The sequence below is a fragment of the Streptomyces sp. NPDC087901 genome (genome assembly GCF_044742205.1).
Lineage (GTDB): Bacteria > Actinomycetota > Actinomycetes > Streptomycetales > Streptomycetaceae > Streptomyces.
Genome location: NZ_JBIUUC010000013.1, coordinates 59,816 through 74,140, shown reverse-complemented (window position 1 = coordinate 74,140; position 14,325 = coordinate 59,816). Strand labels below are relative to the sequence as shown.

At 67.9% G+C, this 14,325-nt stretch carries 13 protein-coding genes; 3 read left to right on the top strand and 10 right to left on the bottom strand.

Going from position 1 to position 14,325, the window contains the following annotated elements; all coding sequences use genetic code 11:
* Positions 1 to 10: 10 nt before the first annotated feature.
* Complete coding sequence (locus ACIOEW_RS31315; protein ID WP_362544719.1) at positions 11 to 442, bottom strand: DUF2000 domain-containing protein; 432 nt, start codon at positions 440 to 442, stop codon at positions 11 to 13.
* A 113-nt stretch (positions 443 to 555) separates the two neighbouring features.
* On the opposite strand from ACIOEW_RS31315, the gene ACIOEW_RS31310 reads away from it, so the two are divergent.
* Complete coding sequence (locus ACIOEW_RS31310; protein WP_401967877.1) at positions 556 to 1,389, top strand: AraC family ligand binding domain-containing protein; 834 nt, start codon at positions 556 to 558, stop codon at positions 1,387 to 1,389.
* A 182-nt stretch (positions 1,390 to 1,571) separates the two neighbouring features.
* Here ACIOEW_RS31310 and ACIOEW_RS31305 read toward each other — a convergent pair whose 3' ends face one another.
* From ACIOEW_RS31305 to ACIOEW_RS31290, 4 genes are all read right to left on the bottom strand, one after another.
* Positions 1,572 to 2,561 (bottom strand): hypothetical protein, encoded by a 990-nt coding sequence (locus ACIOEW_RS31305; protein ID WP_401967875.1) that lies wholly within the window; start codon positions 2,559 to 2,561, stop codon positions 1,572 to 1,574.
* A gap of 48 nt (positions 2,562 to 2,609) precedes the next feature.
* A complete protein-coding gene (locus ACIOEW_RS31300) occupies positions 2,610 to 3,779 on the bottom strand; it encodes a hypothetical protein (protein WP_401967873.1) in 1,170 nt (389 codons plus the stop codon).
* Positions 3,780 to 3,865: 86 nt separating this feature from the next.
* On the bottom strand, positions 3,866 to 4,837 hold the full coding sequence (locus tag ACIOEW_RS31295) for a hypothetical protein (RefSeq protein ID WP_362544707.1): 972 nt from the start codon (positions 4,835 to 4,837) through the stop codon (positions 3,866 to 3,868).
* A 55-nt stretch (positions 4,838 to 4,892) separates the two neighbouring features.
* Entirely contained in the window at positions 4,893 to 6,128 is a 1,236-nt protein-coding gene (locus tag ACIOEW_RS31290) for a hypothetical protein (protein ID WP_401967870.1), read from the bottom strand.
* Positions 6,129 to 6,591: 463 nt separating this feature from the next.
* On the opposite strand from ACIOEW_RS31290, the gene ACIOEW_RS31285 reads away from it, so the two are divergent.
* Positions 6,592 to 7,755 (top strand): hypothetical protein, encoded by a 1,164-nt coding sequence (locus ACIOEW_RS31285; protein ID WP_401967867.1) that lies wholly within the window; start codon positions 6,592 to 6,594, stop codon positions 7,753 to 7,755.
* A gap of 125 nt (positions 7,756 to 7,880) precedes the next feature.
* On the opposite strand, the gene ACIOEW_RS31280 is transcribed toward ACIOEW_RS31285, so the two are convergent.
* A complete protein-coding gene (locus ACIOEW_RS31280) occupies positions 7,881 to 9,332 on the bottom strand; it encodes an MFS transporter (RefSeq protein WP_401967865.1) in 1,452 nt (483 codons plus the stop codon).
* Between the two features lie 142 nt (positions 9,333 to 9,474).
* Here ACIOEW_RS31280 and ACIOEW_RS31275 point away from each other — a divergent pair, with 142 nt between their 5' ends.
* Complete coding sequence (locus ACIOEW_RS31275; RefSeq protein ID WP_401967863.1) at positions 9,475 to 10,398, top strand: LysR family transcriptional regulator; 924 nt, start codon at positions 9,475 to 9,477, stop codon at positions 10,396 to 10,398.
* A gap of 162 nt (positions 10,399 to 10,560) precedes the next feature.
* Here the strand turns inward: ACIOEW_RS31275 and ACIOEW_RS31270 are convergent, their stop codons facing one another.
* The 4 genes from ACIOEW_RS31270 to ACIOEW_RS31255 all read right to left on the bottom strand — a co-directional run bounded on the left by ACIOEW_RS31270 (position 10,561) and on the right by ACIOEW_RS31255 (position 14,174).
* Positions 10,561 to 11,070, bottom strand: coding sequence for a DUF664 domain-containing protein (locus ACIOEW_RS31270; protein ID WP_362544692.1), 510 nt, complete (start codon positions 11,068 to 11,070; stop codon positions 10,561 to 10,563).
* 110 nt (positions 11,071 to 11,180) lie between these two features.
* A complete protein-coding gene (locus ACIOEW_RS31265; RefSeq protein WP_401967859.1) occupies positions 11,181 to 13,349 on the bottom strand; it encodes a discoidin domain-containing protein in 2,169 nt (722 codons plus the stop codon).
* Between the two features lie 177 nt (positions 13,350 to 13,526).
* A complete protein-coding gene (locus tag ACIOEW_RS31260) occupies positions 13,527 to 13,844 on the bottom strand; it encodes a DUF1232 domain-containing protein (protein WP_362544686.1) in 318 nt (105 codons plus the stop codon).
* Between the two features lie 75 nt (positions 13,845 to 13,919).
* Positions 13,920 to 14,174, bottom strand: a complete 255-nt coding sequence (locus ACIOEW_RS31255) for a WhiB family transcriptional regulator (protein ID WP_362544683.1) — start codon at positions 14,172 to 14,174, stop codon at positions 13,920 to 13,922.
* Positions 14,175 to 14,325: the final 151 nt, after the last annotated feature.

The window sequence follows — 14,325 nt, the reverse complement described above, 5'->3', positions numbered from 1 at the left end:
GATGCCGTGCTCAGGGGTGCATGGACGCGCCCTTGAGGATCTTGTCCACGGCGTTGCGGGGTCCGTGCACGGCCAGCCCGACCAGGTCCATCCCGTCCCGCCGCACCGCGCGGACGGCGGCCCGGTTGTCCCGGTCGTTGCCCGTCGCGAAGAGGTCCGAGGTGAACACCGACAGGGTGACGCCGCGGCCGACCGCCCTGGTGTGGGCCGTCGTCAGCAGTTCCTTCGGGCCTTCGAAGACCATGACCGGCTGCCGGAACATCGGCAGGTACGGGGTGTCGTCGGCGTCGGCGTACGGCTCGCCGATCACCTCGGGCACGGCCGTGCCGAGCCCACTGACGAGGAAGGCAGTCACGTTCAGCCGCTGCCAGGTCTCCAGGTCGTTCCTGAGCAGTACGGCGATCTTGGTGTCGAAGCGGACGGGGGCGAGTTCATCTGTCATGGGACCGAGCCTGCCGGGCCGTCCGCCGCCCCGTCTTGTACGAACTTTGCACGGCGGCCTCCCGGGCGCCCCTGCCGGATCGGCGACGCGGCCGCCGGGCGTACGATCGGATCATGGCTGCACGACCGGACATCACCGCGTGGCGTCCGTCCGTGGCGGGAATCGAAGAGGTCTTCCACGCCCACTTCACCGACCACACCTACCCGATGCACACGCACGACGCCTGGACGCTGCTCATCGTCGACGAGGGAATGGTCCGCTACGACCTCGACCACCACGAGCACGGCGTCCTCACCGATGTGGTGACGCTGCTGCCCCCGCACGTTCCGCACAACGGCGGCGCCGCCACCGCCGCGGGGTTCCGCAAGCGCGTCCTGTACCTCGACGTCGCGCAGGTCGACGAATCACTCGTGGGCATGGCCGTGGACCGGCCCGTCCTGCACGATCCGGGCCTGCGCCGCCGGATCGACCGCCTCCACGCGACGCTCGCCGGCCCTGGTGACGAACTGGAGGCGGCGAGCCGTCTCGCTCTCGTCGCCGATCGCCTCGACCAGCATCTGCGCAGCCGTCCGGAGCCCGTGCGGTACATCCACGACCGCAGGATCGCGCACCGGCTGCGGGACCTGCTCGACGAACGGTTCGTGGAGGGCATCGCGCTCCAGGAGGCGGCGCTGCGGCTGCACGCCCATCACGCACACCTGGTGCGGGCCTTCAGCCGGGAGTTCGGAATGGCACCGCACCAGTACGTGACGGGGCGCCGCGTCGATCTCGCCCGCCGGCTGCTGCTCCAGGGTCTGCCGGCGTCGGAGGTGGCCGGCGCCGTGGGCTTCTACGACCAGTCCCATCTGACGCGCCACTTCAAGCGGGTCGTGGGGACCGGTCCGGGGCACTACGCCCGTATGCGCGGCACGTCCGTTTCTGTCGGCCGGGTGACCGGAGCCCGTTAGCTGGATCACGCCGGGCTCGCGGGTCCGGCCGGCCGCTCCGGCAGAACATGCGGTCAGGCCCGGGGCCCACAGCCCAATGGCATGGATAGAACCGACCAAAGGTCATTTTCCGGACAGTCGGTGCCCGGTCCGCGCCCTTGCGCACCCCCTCGGCAGCGGGGCAGAAGCGAGGACCGACGCGCTCAGCCCTTGCCCGGCCGGTCATGACCGGCCTTCCTCTCCACCTCACGTTCCTTCCTGTCCCCTTCGATCTCCTTGACGTTCCAGGGGCCGGAGACGACCGATGGAACCTCACCGGAGATCACGGAGGACAGTGGCCGGCCGTCCTCGTCGTAGACGGTCGCGACGTCCGTCAGCTGCCAGAAGAAGTTGAGCTCGGAGTGCTCGCCGAGGTTCTGGTAGGTGCTGGAGACGAAGGACGTCGTCTGTGTGGACACGGTGAGTTGTTGGCTGGTGGTGGACGACTCGCTCAGGGAGGCCGAAACGGATGCGCTGAACGGACCCCATCCGGCGCCGGCACTCACGCCGACGGACGCGTTGGTCGTCTCGGCCTCCGAACTGCTTTCCTGCATGCCCTGGGTGACGGTGTAGTTGACCGTCCGGGTCTCGCCCGGCGCGAGGCTGTAGGACTCCCCCGTGCAGTGCCAGAACTGTTCACGGGTGACGGCCACGCCGAGCCCGGCCTGGTCGTCCGCGAACATGCTCACCGGGGTGCGGACCGTGGTGCCGTGCTGGACGAGACCGGTGGCCAGCAGGACACTCGGTCCGTCCTGCGGGATGAGCATGTCCGCGCTGGGCTCGGGGATCGGTCCGATGTCGTTGGGGTCCAGGAGGTCGAATCCCGAGAAGGTGAGGGTGCTCTTGCCCCCGAGGTTCTGCAGGACGGCGGCGAAGGCGCCCGAGTAGTGGGACTTGGCCAGCCAGTAGCTCTCGGCCCAGCAGTCGCCGGTGATCACGGCGTTGTCGCCGTTGGGCCGCATGACGAGTCCGGGCAGACCCGCGCTCCAGTTCCCGTCGCCGTCGGGCCCGCACAGGTCGCCCGACTGGTCGACGTAGAAGATGTCGAGGGGGATCGAGAGGTCGTTGATGACCAGGATCGTGGCCCTGGCCTCCTTGGGAGGTGAGGCGAGGGTCCCGTTCAGGGCCGCCAGATAGTTGTCGTTCATTCGCATGGTGAGCTCCGATCACCTGCCGCGCATCCGCGCGCGAGGCAGAGCCACTCAGAATTCGGGCTCGTCGGTGAGGTAGTAGACGCGCGGTCCGCGCTCGGTGTGGACGAGGGCCAGCGGCCCCTGGGGGGCCTCCCCGGCAGCGGCCGGCAGGTCCAGTTCGGCGGTCAGATCCCACCAGTTCCAGTCCGACTCCGATCCCGTCCACAGCGCGAGGTGATTGTCCTCGCCCACGTAGGACACCCAGGGGCGGCCGTCGGCACCCACCGCGCAGGCCACGGAGCTGTTGGCGGCCGCCACCGGGCGGGTTCCCTTCCGGGTCGTGTAGATCTCCTGGGTATCCCACCCGGACTCGAAACTCGCCCAGAGCGGTTCGGATCCCTGGCCGCACATGGCGACCCCCTGCAGACCGCGGTCCGCCGGTGCGACCGCAAGAGGGCTTCCGTCCTTGAGCTGCCTGACACCCTGACCGGCGAGGTTCTGCGCCCACCATGTGTCCCGCTCGTCCGCGAAGCCCCCCAGCTCGATGAGGCTGTCGTCGGTGTCCGCGTAATAGACGCGCCGGTGGTCGTTGTACCACCCCACTGCGGCCAGCCCGCTGAGCGGGGAGGGCGGGGGGAGGCGCGCGAAGTTGGTGAGATCGGTGATCCTGGTTGCGGGCTGCCCGAAGCCCTCCACCTCGATGACGTGGTGGTTCTTGTTGAAGAAGTAGACGAAACGGCCTCTGGCGTTCTGCAGTGCGGCCAGCGGGCTTTCCGCCGGGACCTTGGGAATGCGGCGTTTTATCATGAACGACCAGGTGCCCCTGGCCTTCATGACGACGAGCTGACGGTCCTCTTCCACGTAGTACAGCATCATCGTCTTGGATCGTGTCCCGGCAATGGCGAACGGACTGTTCCACGCGGCCACGGGAACGCCGATGCGACTGGTGAGGTTCTTGTAGGCCCAGGTGCTTCCGTCGGTCCTCAGTTCGATGATGGCACCGTCGGTATCGGCGTAGTAGACGCACCGATTGTCCGATCCCCATCCGGTGGCGACGAAGCCGCTTGTCAGGGCCGGAAAGGGGGCGGGTCTCTGGATGCCGCCTCTGACTTCGCCCGCCGCGGCAATGTTGAGGTTGGTCCATCGGAACGAGCCATTCGGCTCCAGGGCCACTTCGATGACCGCCGTGTAGCCTCCGCCCGGCATCACGCCTGTGGGGCGGGCGCCCGCTGTCACCATGATCTCCTCCAGCTGTCGGGGGGCACCCTGCCCGGGGTGCCGCCGTTCGATCGGCCTGTCTCGGGGTGAGCCGAGGGGGACAGCCCTCAGGCTGACCGGAGCTGCTCGGATGCCGGACGGACGGAGACGATCTCGGGCATCTCGTCCCGGATCTCGGCACGCAGAGCAGGCGGGTCCTGATCCTCCTTCGCCAAGTTGTCGATCTTGACGGGGCCCCAGACGACGGCGGGGCCCACGCCGGAGACGACCGATGACAAAGGAGTGCCCGTTTCGTCGAACACGGTGAGTGTGTCGGTCAGTTGCCAGTACAGGCACAACCATCCGTGGGCCGTCTCGTTGGAGTACGTGTTCGACGTGAAGCTCGTCGTCTGGGTGGAGACGGTGACCTGCTGGGTCTTGGTCGAGGACTTGCTGAGAGAAGCGTTGACGGAGGCACTGAACGGGCCCCAGCCGGCGCTGGCACTGCTGCTGACCGACCCTGTCACCGTCTCGGCGTCGGAGGAGCTGTCCTGCATCCCCTGCGTCTGCGTGTAGTTGACGACCTTCTCCTCGCCCGCCGCGAGGCTGTAGGAGTTCGGCAGGCGCTGCCAGAACTGCTCGCGGGTGACGAACCGGTCCTTCATCAGCACTCCCGCCCCCACCAGGATCCTCGGCCCGTTCGCCGGAATGATCATGGAGCCGGTGGGTACGGGGACTTCTCCGATGTCGTCCGGGTCGAGCAGGTCACGGCCGGTGATGGTCACGGCGGCGTTGTCCCGGTCGGCTCGCCAGACCGCGGCGAAGGCACCCGAGTACCCGACCTTGGCAACGAAGTAGTAGGTGCGGTCGATGTTGTTCCAGGTGATGGTCGCCCCGGGGTCCAGGACCTGGCCCGGGTAACCGGGGGCCAGTTTGCGGGTCCGCCTGTTGCGGCCGTACAGCAGGCCGTCGAGCCCCACCCAGTAGACCAGCAGGTGCACCGGCGTGCGATTGGTGACCGTCATGTTCGTCCGGCTTCCGTTGTCCGCGGACTTGAGAGTTCCGCTCACGGCGTCCCGGTAGGTGTCGTTCATGCGCATCGGGGTGCTCTCCTTCGTCCATCGGCCGGGCGTAACGGCGGCCCGGCCGAGCCGTCTACTCCTCGCTCGTGTAGTAGACGCGCGGGCCGGTGGTGTAGATGGCGGAGATCGGGCTGGGAACGCCGGTGGCGACATCGGGCAGGTCCAGCTCGGCACCCAGACTGCGGGAGGTCCAGTCGGCCCCGGACCCCTGCAGTTCGATCAGATTGCTGTCACCATCTCGCGGTCCGTCGCCCGCGTCGGCGACACCCAGGTAGTAGACCTGGGCCGCCGCGCGGTCGGCAGGGGCCACGGCGGCCAGTGAACTGCCGTCAGCGGCTGCGGGGGCGCCCGCGCCTTCGTCGGCGTCCATGCCTGCATGGCTGACGTCCCAGCCATGACCGTTGAACCCCACCTCGACCACCATCCGGTCGGCGTCCAGGTAGTAGAGCCGCGGATGCCCCTCGGCGGTGAGCAGGACCGCCGGCCGGCTGCCGGCCGCCGCGGCCGGGGCACCGTAGGCGGACAGGCTCTGTACCCGCCACACCACGCTGCCCTCCGGGTCCTTCTTCGTACCCGGGATGATCGTGCGTTCCAGCTGCACGGGTCTGTCGTTCTCGTCCAGGAAGTACACGAGCCGGGAATCGGCGCCGCGACCGACAGCGGTCAGCAGGCTGAGCGGGGAAGGCGTCGGGCACCCCGCGATACCGGACGTCAGGTCGCCGAACGGCCAGCCTTCCGCCCCGAGCCACGAGGCCTCGATGATGTGGCCCCGCACATCCAGGTAATAGACGTACTCACCCTGCCCGGTGGTGACAGCGGCCAGCGGACTGATCGGCGAACCCCGCGGAGCATCGGCACACACGGTGTACGTCCACTCCCCCGACCTCTCCTCAAGCCGTACCAGACGTCGGCCGCCGTCGAACCGGCCGTCGTCGAGGTAGTAGACCCGCAGGCCCTTGATCTCTCCTGTCACCGCCACCGCACTTCCCACATCGGCGCTGGGAGCACCGATGTCGGTGGTGAACACTCGGTACCCGGTCCACCCGCCGTCCGGCAGCGACGGCTCGTACACCGTCTCGACCACGCTTCTGCCGCGGTCCTGGTAGAACACCCGCCGATCGTCCTCGACCGATCCCACGGCCGCCAACCCGCTTCCCGCGACCGCCACCGGACTGACCTGCCGCCACACCGGCCCACCGACCGAGTCCGGGGGATCAGATGTCCGCCTCTCGGCGAAATTGATATCCGAATACCCCCACTTCCCGTCCTGCTCCGCCACCTCGATGATGCTGAAGACCTTCTCGGCCATACGTCTCGCGCCCCCGTTCCTTCCATCCGTCGGGCACGGCCACGGCAGCGGCCCCCGATGCACCGGCCACTCCCTAATTCCTGCGCCAACCAGCGGAGTTCGGTCCGGTGACCCATCGCTGCCCTCTCTTCCACGTTGCACCCTTGAGGCAGCCGTCGCACGTGGAAGGGCCGACGGATTGGCCGTTCAGCATGGGAAGTTGACGCGCCCGCGGTGAACGCACGCCCCGACGGCGGCACTCCCGCCTCAAGATGCAGGAGACCGGGCATGGTGGGTAGATGGATGGAGGGCCCGGACCCTTGTCGACCGATCAGCCGGCAGAGCCGGTCGGGGCCGCAGCATGGCGGCAGGCACACCGTCTCCCGCAGTCGCCTCACCGAGAAGCCCCCCTTGCCATTCGATGAAGGCCCCATTTCGACCAAGGCGCCATTGCCATTCGGCTCAGCCTGGAAGGACGGACGCCATGAAAGCATTCCCGAAATGGCGCTTGCACGAGTCCGTAGCGCATTGGATTTACGATCCGAATGTCGTCGGGCTCGACATGAGATACAAGGTCGTCGGCGGTCGGGAAACGCGCGAATGGGCCATCTGCGTACAGGTATTGGAAAAGAAGCCGATATCCGCTCTTACTGAGCGAGAGCTGCACATCCCACCCACTGTCGAGACCTTGACGGCCGGCCCGGGATCCTCAGCGGCAAGAGGGCTCACACCGACAGATGTGATAGAAGTCGAAGCACCACTCCTGCATCAAGGTTTTGAGGGCATGTATGACCGTCCGGCCTGGGGTGGACTCGGAATAGGCATTCGCTCCGACAACGGTAAACAAATGCTGATGGGGACGATGACCGTCGCAGATTGGGGCGGCGTCGCCAGGATATTTTCCGCAGGCCACGTCTTTAATACCAAATACGTGACCGCTGGAATGCCTGACAGAAACAAGGTGAATCCGGCGGCGCCCATATACCAGCCCCCCGCAGGTCTTCAGCTGGATCCACCCGGCAAGTGGAGAAGCCAGAAGATGCAGATCGGAGTGATGGAGAACGGTTACCCCCTCTTCCGCTACCCGGCAAATCAACTCGGACCTTACTACTTCAACACCTACGATCTCGCGTGGGCAATTCCGCGAACCGGCACGACAAGCTACGCGATCGGACCTGGATCACTGTCCCCTATCTGGCCTCAGCCAAAACAAAGCATTAGAATTTCCAACATTGACAGCATACCGCAGGCGACAGATTTGGGAACACACGGAGGGCCCGCCTATGGACTCCACGTGGCTTTCGCAGGAGTAATGACCGGATTGCATGAAGGGCGCGTCAGGAGTGTCCATTCGATCGTAAAGACATGGGGAGACGATCGCCGATTCTTCTATTGCTTCAGGGACCTCATACGCGTAGATCCTACTTTTGGCGGGGCTGCCGCACCGGGGGATTCGGGTGCAATGCTCGTCGCGCTGGGCAGCAAAGCGGGTACGGGACTGGGCATCATGGTCGGAGGTAACCGCAGTACCCAGTCAGTGTATTTCGCGAGGATTCCCACTGCCCATCCAGGAAACGGTCCGCTCCGACAGCCGAACTACGCTCCTGGTCCGGACCCGCCCCCGGAAGGCGGGACTCGGTTGATGTGAGCCCACGGGGCACTCGCATCAGACACCGACAACACCGACCGGCACGGGCCGTCCCTGCCCGTGCCGGTCGGTGTTGTCGTACGCAACACGGCGTCGGCGGTGAGCCTGTCCTGCCGAGTCCGGGATCAGCGGGAGACGGGGACGTCGGCCGGCTCGCCGGCAGCGGCCACCGCTGGGGGTGAATCGCCGCCCGGACGGGAGCGCAGGCCGAAGGCGCTGATGGCAGCGGCGACGACCGCCGCCACGAACGGGACGAGCAGACCCGCCCGGTATCCGTCCAGCAGTGCGGCAGGCGTCCCCGAGCGCGTCGCCGCCACGCTGACGGCGGTGACCGCGGAGAGCCCGAGGGCGGCACCGAACTGGAAGGCGGTGTAGAGAAGTCCGCCTGCCAGCCCCTGTTCCTCCTCCGCGATCCCTTCCGTGGCCACGATGGTGAGCGGCCCGTACGCCAGGGAGAACGCGAGGCCGAGGACGAGCAGGCTCGGGAACATCGACGCGTAGCTCCAGTCCGCACCCAGCGGGAGGAACAGCCCGTAGGAGAGCGCCGCGAGCAGAAGCCCGCCGAAGATCACCTTGGCGGTGCCGAAGCGGTTGACCAGCCGTGGGGTGAGGGTCGGCGAGAGGATCGCGTCGATCCCGATGACCAGCATCGCGAGGCTTGTCTGCAGCGTCGACCAGTCGCGCAGTTCCTGGAGATACAGCACGACGAGGAACTGGAAACCGAAGAACCCGGCGGCGAACAGCATCGCCGAAAGGTTCGCCCGCACCAGGGAGCCGTTGCGGAAGATACCCATGCGTACCAGGGGCTCGGCGGAGCGCCGTTCGATCACGAGGAAGACCGCGAAGAACGCAAGCCCGGCCAGCAACGTTCCGGCGCTGGCGGCGATTCCGGCGTGGGCCGCACGCTCGACGCCCAGCACGATCAGCACGAGGGCAGCGGTGACGGTGAGCGCGCCGGCGGCGTCGACGGGCTTTCCGGATCTGTCCGGGCGTGCCGACCTGGGGACGAACACGAGGGCCGCGACGAGGATGAGGGAGGAGAGCACGACCGGGGCGAAGAAGACCCACCGCCAGCCGACGGCGGTGAGCAGTCCACCGGCGACCAGGCCGATCGTGAAGCCTCCCGCGGCCGTGCCCGAGTAGATGAGCAGGGCTTTGTTCCGCTCCGGTCCCTCGGCGAAGCCCGTGGTGATGATGGACAGCCCCGCCGGGGTCATGAAGGCTGCGGCGACACCCGTGATGAACCGCGCGACGATCAGCATCCACCCCTCGGTGGCGAATCCGCCGAGCCCGGAGAACAGCAGGAAGACGGTGAGCCAGAGGACGAACATCTGACGGCGCCCGAACAGGTCCGCCGCCCGTCCGCCGAGGAGCATGAAGCCGCCGTAACCGAGGACGTAGGCGCTCATGACCCACTGCAGTTCACCGGTGGAGAGTCCGAGGTCGGCGCGGATCGACGGTAGCGCCACATTGAGCATGGCGACATCGATGCCTTCGAGGAAGATCGCGCCGCACAGCACGAGCAGGACGCCCCACTTGTGTGCGCTCAGTCCGCTCGAAGTACTCAAGGCACTCATGACGATGAACTCCTTCCGGAGTGGTGAGTTCTGGTGGTGCCTCAAGCCTTCGCCACGCCCCGGAGGGGAACAACAGCGATGATCGCAACGTTCGGACAGCCAGGCTTACCGATAGCTGTCCCACGCGATCCCGGAGATGTACGTGGACCAGAACGAACTCGAATGCTTTCTCGTACTCGCCGAAGAACTGCACTTCGGCCGCACCGCCACCCGCCTGCATCTCTCCCGCGCCCGGGTGAGCCAGCTCATCCAGAAGCTGGAGCGCCACGTGGGAGCGCCTCTGTTCACACGCACGAGCCGGCGTGTGGCCCTCACCCGCCTGGGCAGCCGCTTCCGTGAGGACCTCGAACCTCACTACCGCGGCATCGAGAACGCCCTCGCGCGTGCCGTCGGCTCGGCACGCGGAATCGAAGGAGTCCTGCACGTCGGCTTCTCCACGTCGTTGGCCGGAGAGATGGTGATGAAGACCATCGAGAAGCTGCGCACCAGCAACCCTGAACTCGCCGTCGAGGTATGCGAGGTGCCGCTCTCCGACCCGTACGGGATGCTGAGGGACGGCGACTTCGACCTTCAGCTGGCGGACTTCCCCGTGCACGAGGACGACTTGACCCGCGGCCCCACACTCCTCGTCGAGGACAGGGTGCTGGCTGTCGCGGCCGGGCACCCGCTCGCCGGACGGAGCACGGTGACACTTGAGGACCTGGCCGGTGTGCCGTTGCTGACGATCGCGGGACACATCCCGGAGTACTGGCTGGAACATCAACTGCCGACGCACACACCCAGTGGCAGGCCGATCGGGCCGGGGCCGTCCGTCACCAACTTCCAGGAGGCACTGACACTCGTCGCCGGCGGCAAGGGCGCCCTGTTGTCAGGAGCCCACATCGCTCGCTACCACGGCCGCCCCGGTATCTCCTACATCCCGGTGGAGGGAGACAGCCCCCTCGGATACAGCCTGATGTGGCGGTCCGACGATGGCAACCGGGCGATCGAGCTCTTCGGTCGCCTGGCACACGAGATCGCACGGGACATGGCACCGGCCCGCCCCGGGAAAGCGGTACCCGCCTGATCGGCCACGCCGGGGCGTCGGCCCTCGGAGGGCCGAGGCCGTCGGAGGGCCGAGGCTCCGCGTCGACGGCTCGGCCGGCGGACGTACCCGCTCCGGCGCCGGGGCCCGCGCTCGCACTGACAGGCAGGATCTGTCGTCCCGCCAGGGATCACGGGACAGCCTTCAGCGGCGCTCCAGGCAGCCGCGCACGAAGGCCGCCTGACCGGCGTGCTGGAGGTCGTCCGACAGGACGCTGATCAGCCGGACGCCCAGGGTGACGGGTGGCGACCAGGCCTCGTCGACGATTCGGTCGAGCGCCTTGCCGTCGAGTCCCCTGATGAAGTCCGCCGACCGTTCGTGCACGGCGTCGTAGTACCCGAGAAGCAGCTCCGCCGAGCCCACCCGGACGGCCCCGACCTGCTTGTCGCTGTGTCCGTAGCCGGTGGAGGCCTTGGCGAGAGGCAGATCGAAACGCGCGTCCCAGCCCTCGGTGAACCACACCTGTTCGGTGCCCGCAGCGTCCGCGATGTGGTCGTCCTGGACGCGGGTCAGGTGCCAGACCAGCCAGGCGATCGAGTTTGCCCCGTCGTCCAGGCGGGTGTGGAGGTCCTCGGGTTCGAGGCCGTCGACGGCCGCGTGCACGGTCTCCCTGATGCGGGTGTATCCATCGGTCAGCATGTCTGCGACGTTCATGCCCTCACCTTGACCGCTCCCCCGCCCGCGTCCCGCCATCGACACGCCCCGCGGCAGGCGGCGCCGGTGCGGGGGCCGTCGACCCGCCCCTCACCGGCGCCGCCCCTCGGTCAGGCGTAGATTCCGAACTCCCAGAGGGAGTAGCCCCAACCGGTGCCCCGCTGAGTGAGGTTGAGCTTCACATAGCGGGCGGTCTGCGCGAGGTCGACGTCGTCGGCGTCGCCGTTGCCGCTGGTCGTGGAGTACACGGACCGCCAGTTGCCGCCGTCGTCCGAGACCAGTACCTCGTACGCCTTGGCGTAGGCCGGGTCCCACACCAGCTGGAGGTGGCGGAAGGACTTCCGCTCGCCGAGGTCGACCTGGATCGACTGGGGGTCGCTCCAGTCGCTGGCCCAGCGGGTGTCCATCCGGCCGTCGATCGCCATCGCCGCGGTGCAGGGGCAGCCGGTGCTGCCGGTCTGCGCGGAGGTGGCGGTGGCGGGCCGGCCCAGGGCCAGGTTGGTGCCCGTGACCGGGGGCACCACGACCTTCACCGACTTGGTCTCGATGCCGGCGTTGCCGTGTCCGTCCTCGGCCTGGATGTAGACCTTCCACACCCCGAGCCGCTCCGGCGCCTTCACCGCGAAGGAGCCGTTGCCCGTGGACCGCCAGGCGGCCTCGACCAGGGCCTTGTCACCGGTGGCGTAGTTCCCGCTGAGATAGATCTTGTACGTCAGCGGGTCGTTGTCCGGGTCGCGGACGTCGGCACGGACGGTGAACTCCTGTCCGGCGGGTGCGCCGTTGGCGTTCTGCACGGTCATGTTGCCGATGACCGGCGGAGTGTTGTCGCCTGAGGTCGAGCCCGTGTACGCCTTCTTCAGCGCGTAGTAGGAGAGCCGCTTCTTGCCGTCGGGCACCACGTTGAACCAGACGCCGCCGAAGTCGTGCTCCGTTCCGTAGTGGAAGAGCGTGGCGCCCAGGGCGACGCCCCGGTGGGCGGTGATGCAGTTCCAGGCCTTGGTGTAGCCCTCGGCCTTCTGTACGTCGGTGGGCTCGTCCGGGACGCCGTTGGCGTCGTCGGGCACCTCCCACTCACCGGCCGGGCCGCCCTCGGTGATGATGTAGGGCTTGGTGTAGCCGCCGGCCTCCCAGGCGCCGCGGACCCCGCAGATGTCGCCGTAGGAGTTGACCGAGTACAGGTCGAGGTCGGGGGTGTTGCGCTTGTAGTAGGGCCAGGCGCCCGTCCAGGCGTCGGTCGAGGTCACCGGGTGGTTCGGGTCGATGGTGTGGATCTTCTTCGCCACATCGTTGATGAAGGCGGTGTACGCGTTGCGCTGCCTCTCCAGTTCGTCACCGCTGTAGCAGTTCTGGAGGCCGAGCACCGACTCGTTGCCTACGTTCCACATGAGGACGCCCGGGTGGTTTCTGTATGTGTCGACCCACTTGGCGAACTCGGTGAGCGACGACGACTTGTACGCGTCGTCGGTCAGGTAGTTGACGCAGCCGCCGCTGCCCGGACCGCCGCCCGGCTGGAGCCAGAAACCGCTCACGACCCGGATACCGTTGGCCGCGGCGGCGTCCAGCAGCGGCTTGGAGGAACCGTCGGTCCCCCAGGTGCGGATGGTGTTGACGCCCATCGACCTCAGGTCGGGCAGGTATCGTGCCGCGTCGGCGACGGACGGGCCCCAGGTCAGGCCCTTGACCTGGTACGGCTTGCCGTCGACGGTCAGCTGCCAGTCGCCCTGCGAACCGGTGACCCGGACGGCGCCGCCGGTGGCCGGGGGCGGGCCGGTGGTGCCGTAGACCTGGAACTCCCACAGGGAGTAGCCGTACCCGCCGGCGCGGGCGGTGCCGTACATCCGGACGTACCGTCCGGCGCCGGAGACGGTCAGCTCGTCCGTGCCGCCGTCGCCGTCGGCGACGGTCTTGAGGGTGCGCCAGTCGGATCCGTTGTCGGAGGCCTGGATCTCGTAGGCCTTGCCGTAAGCCGACTCCCAGGTCAGTACGACCCTGCTGAGGTCGGCGGTGGCTCCCAGGTCCACCTGGATCCACTGCGGGTCGCGCCATTCGCTGGCCCAGCGGGTGCCGGTCAGGTTTCCGTCCAGGGCGGCGGAGGCGGCGTAGGCGTCACCCTCGTGGGATGAGGCGGTGGCGCTCCTGCCCTGCGAGAGAAGGGACTCGGCGGCTCGGGCGGGGGGCGCTGTCAGCATCACGAGCGACGACGCCAAAAGGGCGAGAAGAGTGATCAGCAGCGTGCCCGGACGTGGTCTCGCGGGCAGGGCTGCGCAAGCTCTGTGCACATTCTCTCCTGGCAGAAGAGTGAGGGATCGGTGTCCCGTTACCGAATGGGAGAGCGCTCTCCCAGGAGAGTGACGTGTACCCGCTCAGCTGTCAACGAGCGTGACGGGTCCGGTTCCACCGAGCACCGCGGACGCCGGAATACGGACGCCGCTCCCCCACCCGCGGTACGGACCGCTCTACGGTGCGAGGCTCCCGGCCTCCACCGGCCGCTCCGCGCGGCCGCCTGCTCCGGCTGCCCGCGCGGCGGCGTGCAGCGAGCGCAGGGCCAGCAGCAGGAAGCCGATGTCGTCGAGGTAGACGGGGTCCGGCAGCAGGTCGACGGGCGACACCGTGTAGATCACCGCGGCCCAGAGCAGTGCCTTGTCGCGCAGCGGGATTCCTGCGTCGGCCAGCAGCTTCCTGGCGCGCAGGACCCGCAGCAGGAGGACGCCGGCGACGCCCACGGTGAGCAGCACGAGAGCCGCGCCGATGACGATCCAAGCCGTGGTGTCCATACCTCATCGTGTACCCGTTGTGCCGGGAAACACCAGGCGAGGGCGGTGGCCGGCGGTGTGACGATGCCCTCGTCGCTACCCGAGGTCCTTGGCCTGCCTGCGCGAGCGCCGCTTCAGTGCGCGTCGCTCCGCCTCGTCCAGACCACCCCACACACCGGCATCCTGGCCGTTGTCCAGGGCCCAACGCAGGCACTCCTCCCGTACGGGACAGCCTCGGCACACCGCCTTGGCGTCCTCGGTCTGCACCACCGCGGGGCCGGTGCTCCCGATGGGGAAGAACAGATCGGGGTCCTCGTCGCGGCAGGCCGCGAGTGTGCGCCAGTTCTCCATGGGTCTCACTCTCCTGACGGTCGTGTTGGTCCGTTCGGCTCCCTATGCTGCGGGTGACCGCCCTCGGGCTTCCGAAACCCCCTGCGGCACCCTCGCCGCAGTCCTCGAAGCTGCGGGGGTGGTGGATCCGGGGCGACCATGGGAGACAGCG

What these genes read in the sequence shown, in the direction of transcription:
- ACIOEW_RS31295 (WP_362544707.1), bottom strand. Translation starts at nt 4,837, where the DNA reads ATGCGCATGAACGACACCTACCGGGACGCCGTGAGCGGAACTCTCAAG.
- ACIOEW_RS31270 (WP_362544692.1), bottom strand. Translation starts at nt 11,070, where the DNA reads ATGAACGTCGCAGACATGCTGACCGATGGATACACCCGCATCAGGGAG.
- ACIOEW_RS31305 (WP_401967875.1), bottom strand. Translation starts at nt 2,561, where the DNA reads ATGCGAATGAACGACAACTATCTGGCGGCCCTGAACGGGACCCTCGCC.
- ACIOEW_RS31300 (WP_401967873.1), bottom strand. Translation starts at nt 3,779, where the DNA reads ATGGTGACAGCGGGCGCCCGCCCCACAGGCGTGATGCCGGGCGGAGGC.
- ACIOEW_RS31315 (WP_362544719.1), bottom strand. Translation starts at nt 442, where the DNA reads ATGACAGATGAACTCGCCCCCGTCCGCTTCGACACCAAGATCGCCGTA.
- ACIOEW_RS31310 (WP_401967877.1), top strand. Translation starts at nt 556, where the DNA reads ATGGCTGCACGACCGGACATCACCGCGTGGCGTCCGTCCGTGGCGGGA.
- ACIOEW_RS31260 (WP_362544686.1), bottom strand. Translation starts at nt 13,844, where the DNA reads ATGGACACCACGGCTTGGATCGTCATCGGCGCGGCTCTCGTGCTGCTC.
- ACIOEW_RS31285 (WP_401967867.1), top strand. Translation starts at nt 6,592, where the DNA reads ATGAAAGCATTCCCGAAATGGCGCTTGCACGAGTCCGTAGCGCATTGG.
- ACIOEW_RS31255 (WP_362544683.1), bottom strand. Translation starts at nt 14,174, where the DNA reads ATGGAGAACTGGCGCACACTCGCGGCCTGCCGCGACGAGGACCCCGAT.
- ACIOEW_RS31280 (WP_401967865.1), bottom strand. Translation starts at nt 9,332, where the DNA reads ATGAGTGCCTTGAGTACTTCGAGCGGACTGAGCGCACACAAGTGGGGC.
- ACIOEW_RS31290 (WP_401967870.1), bottom strand. Translation starts at nt 6,128, where the DNA reads ATGGCCGAGAAGGTCTTCAGCATCATCGAGGTGGCGGAGCAGGACGGG.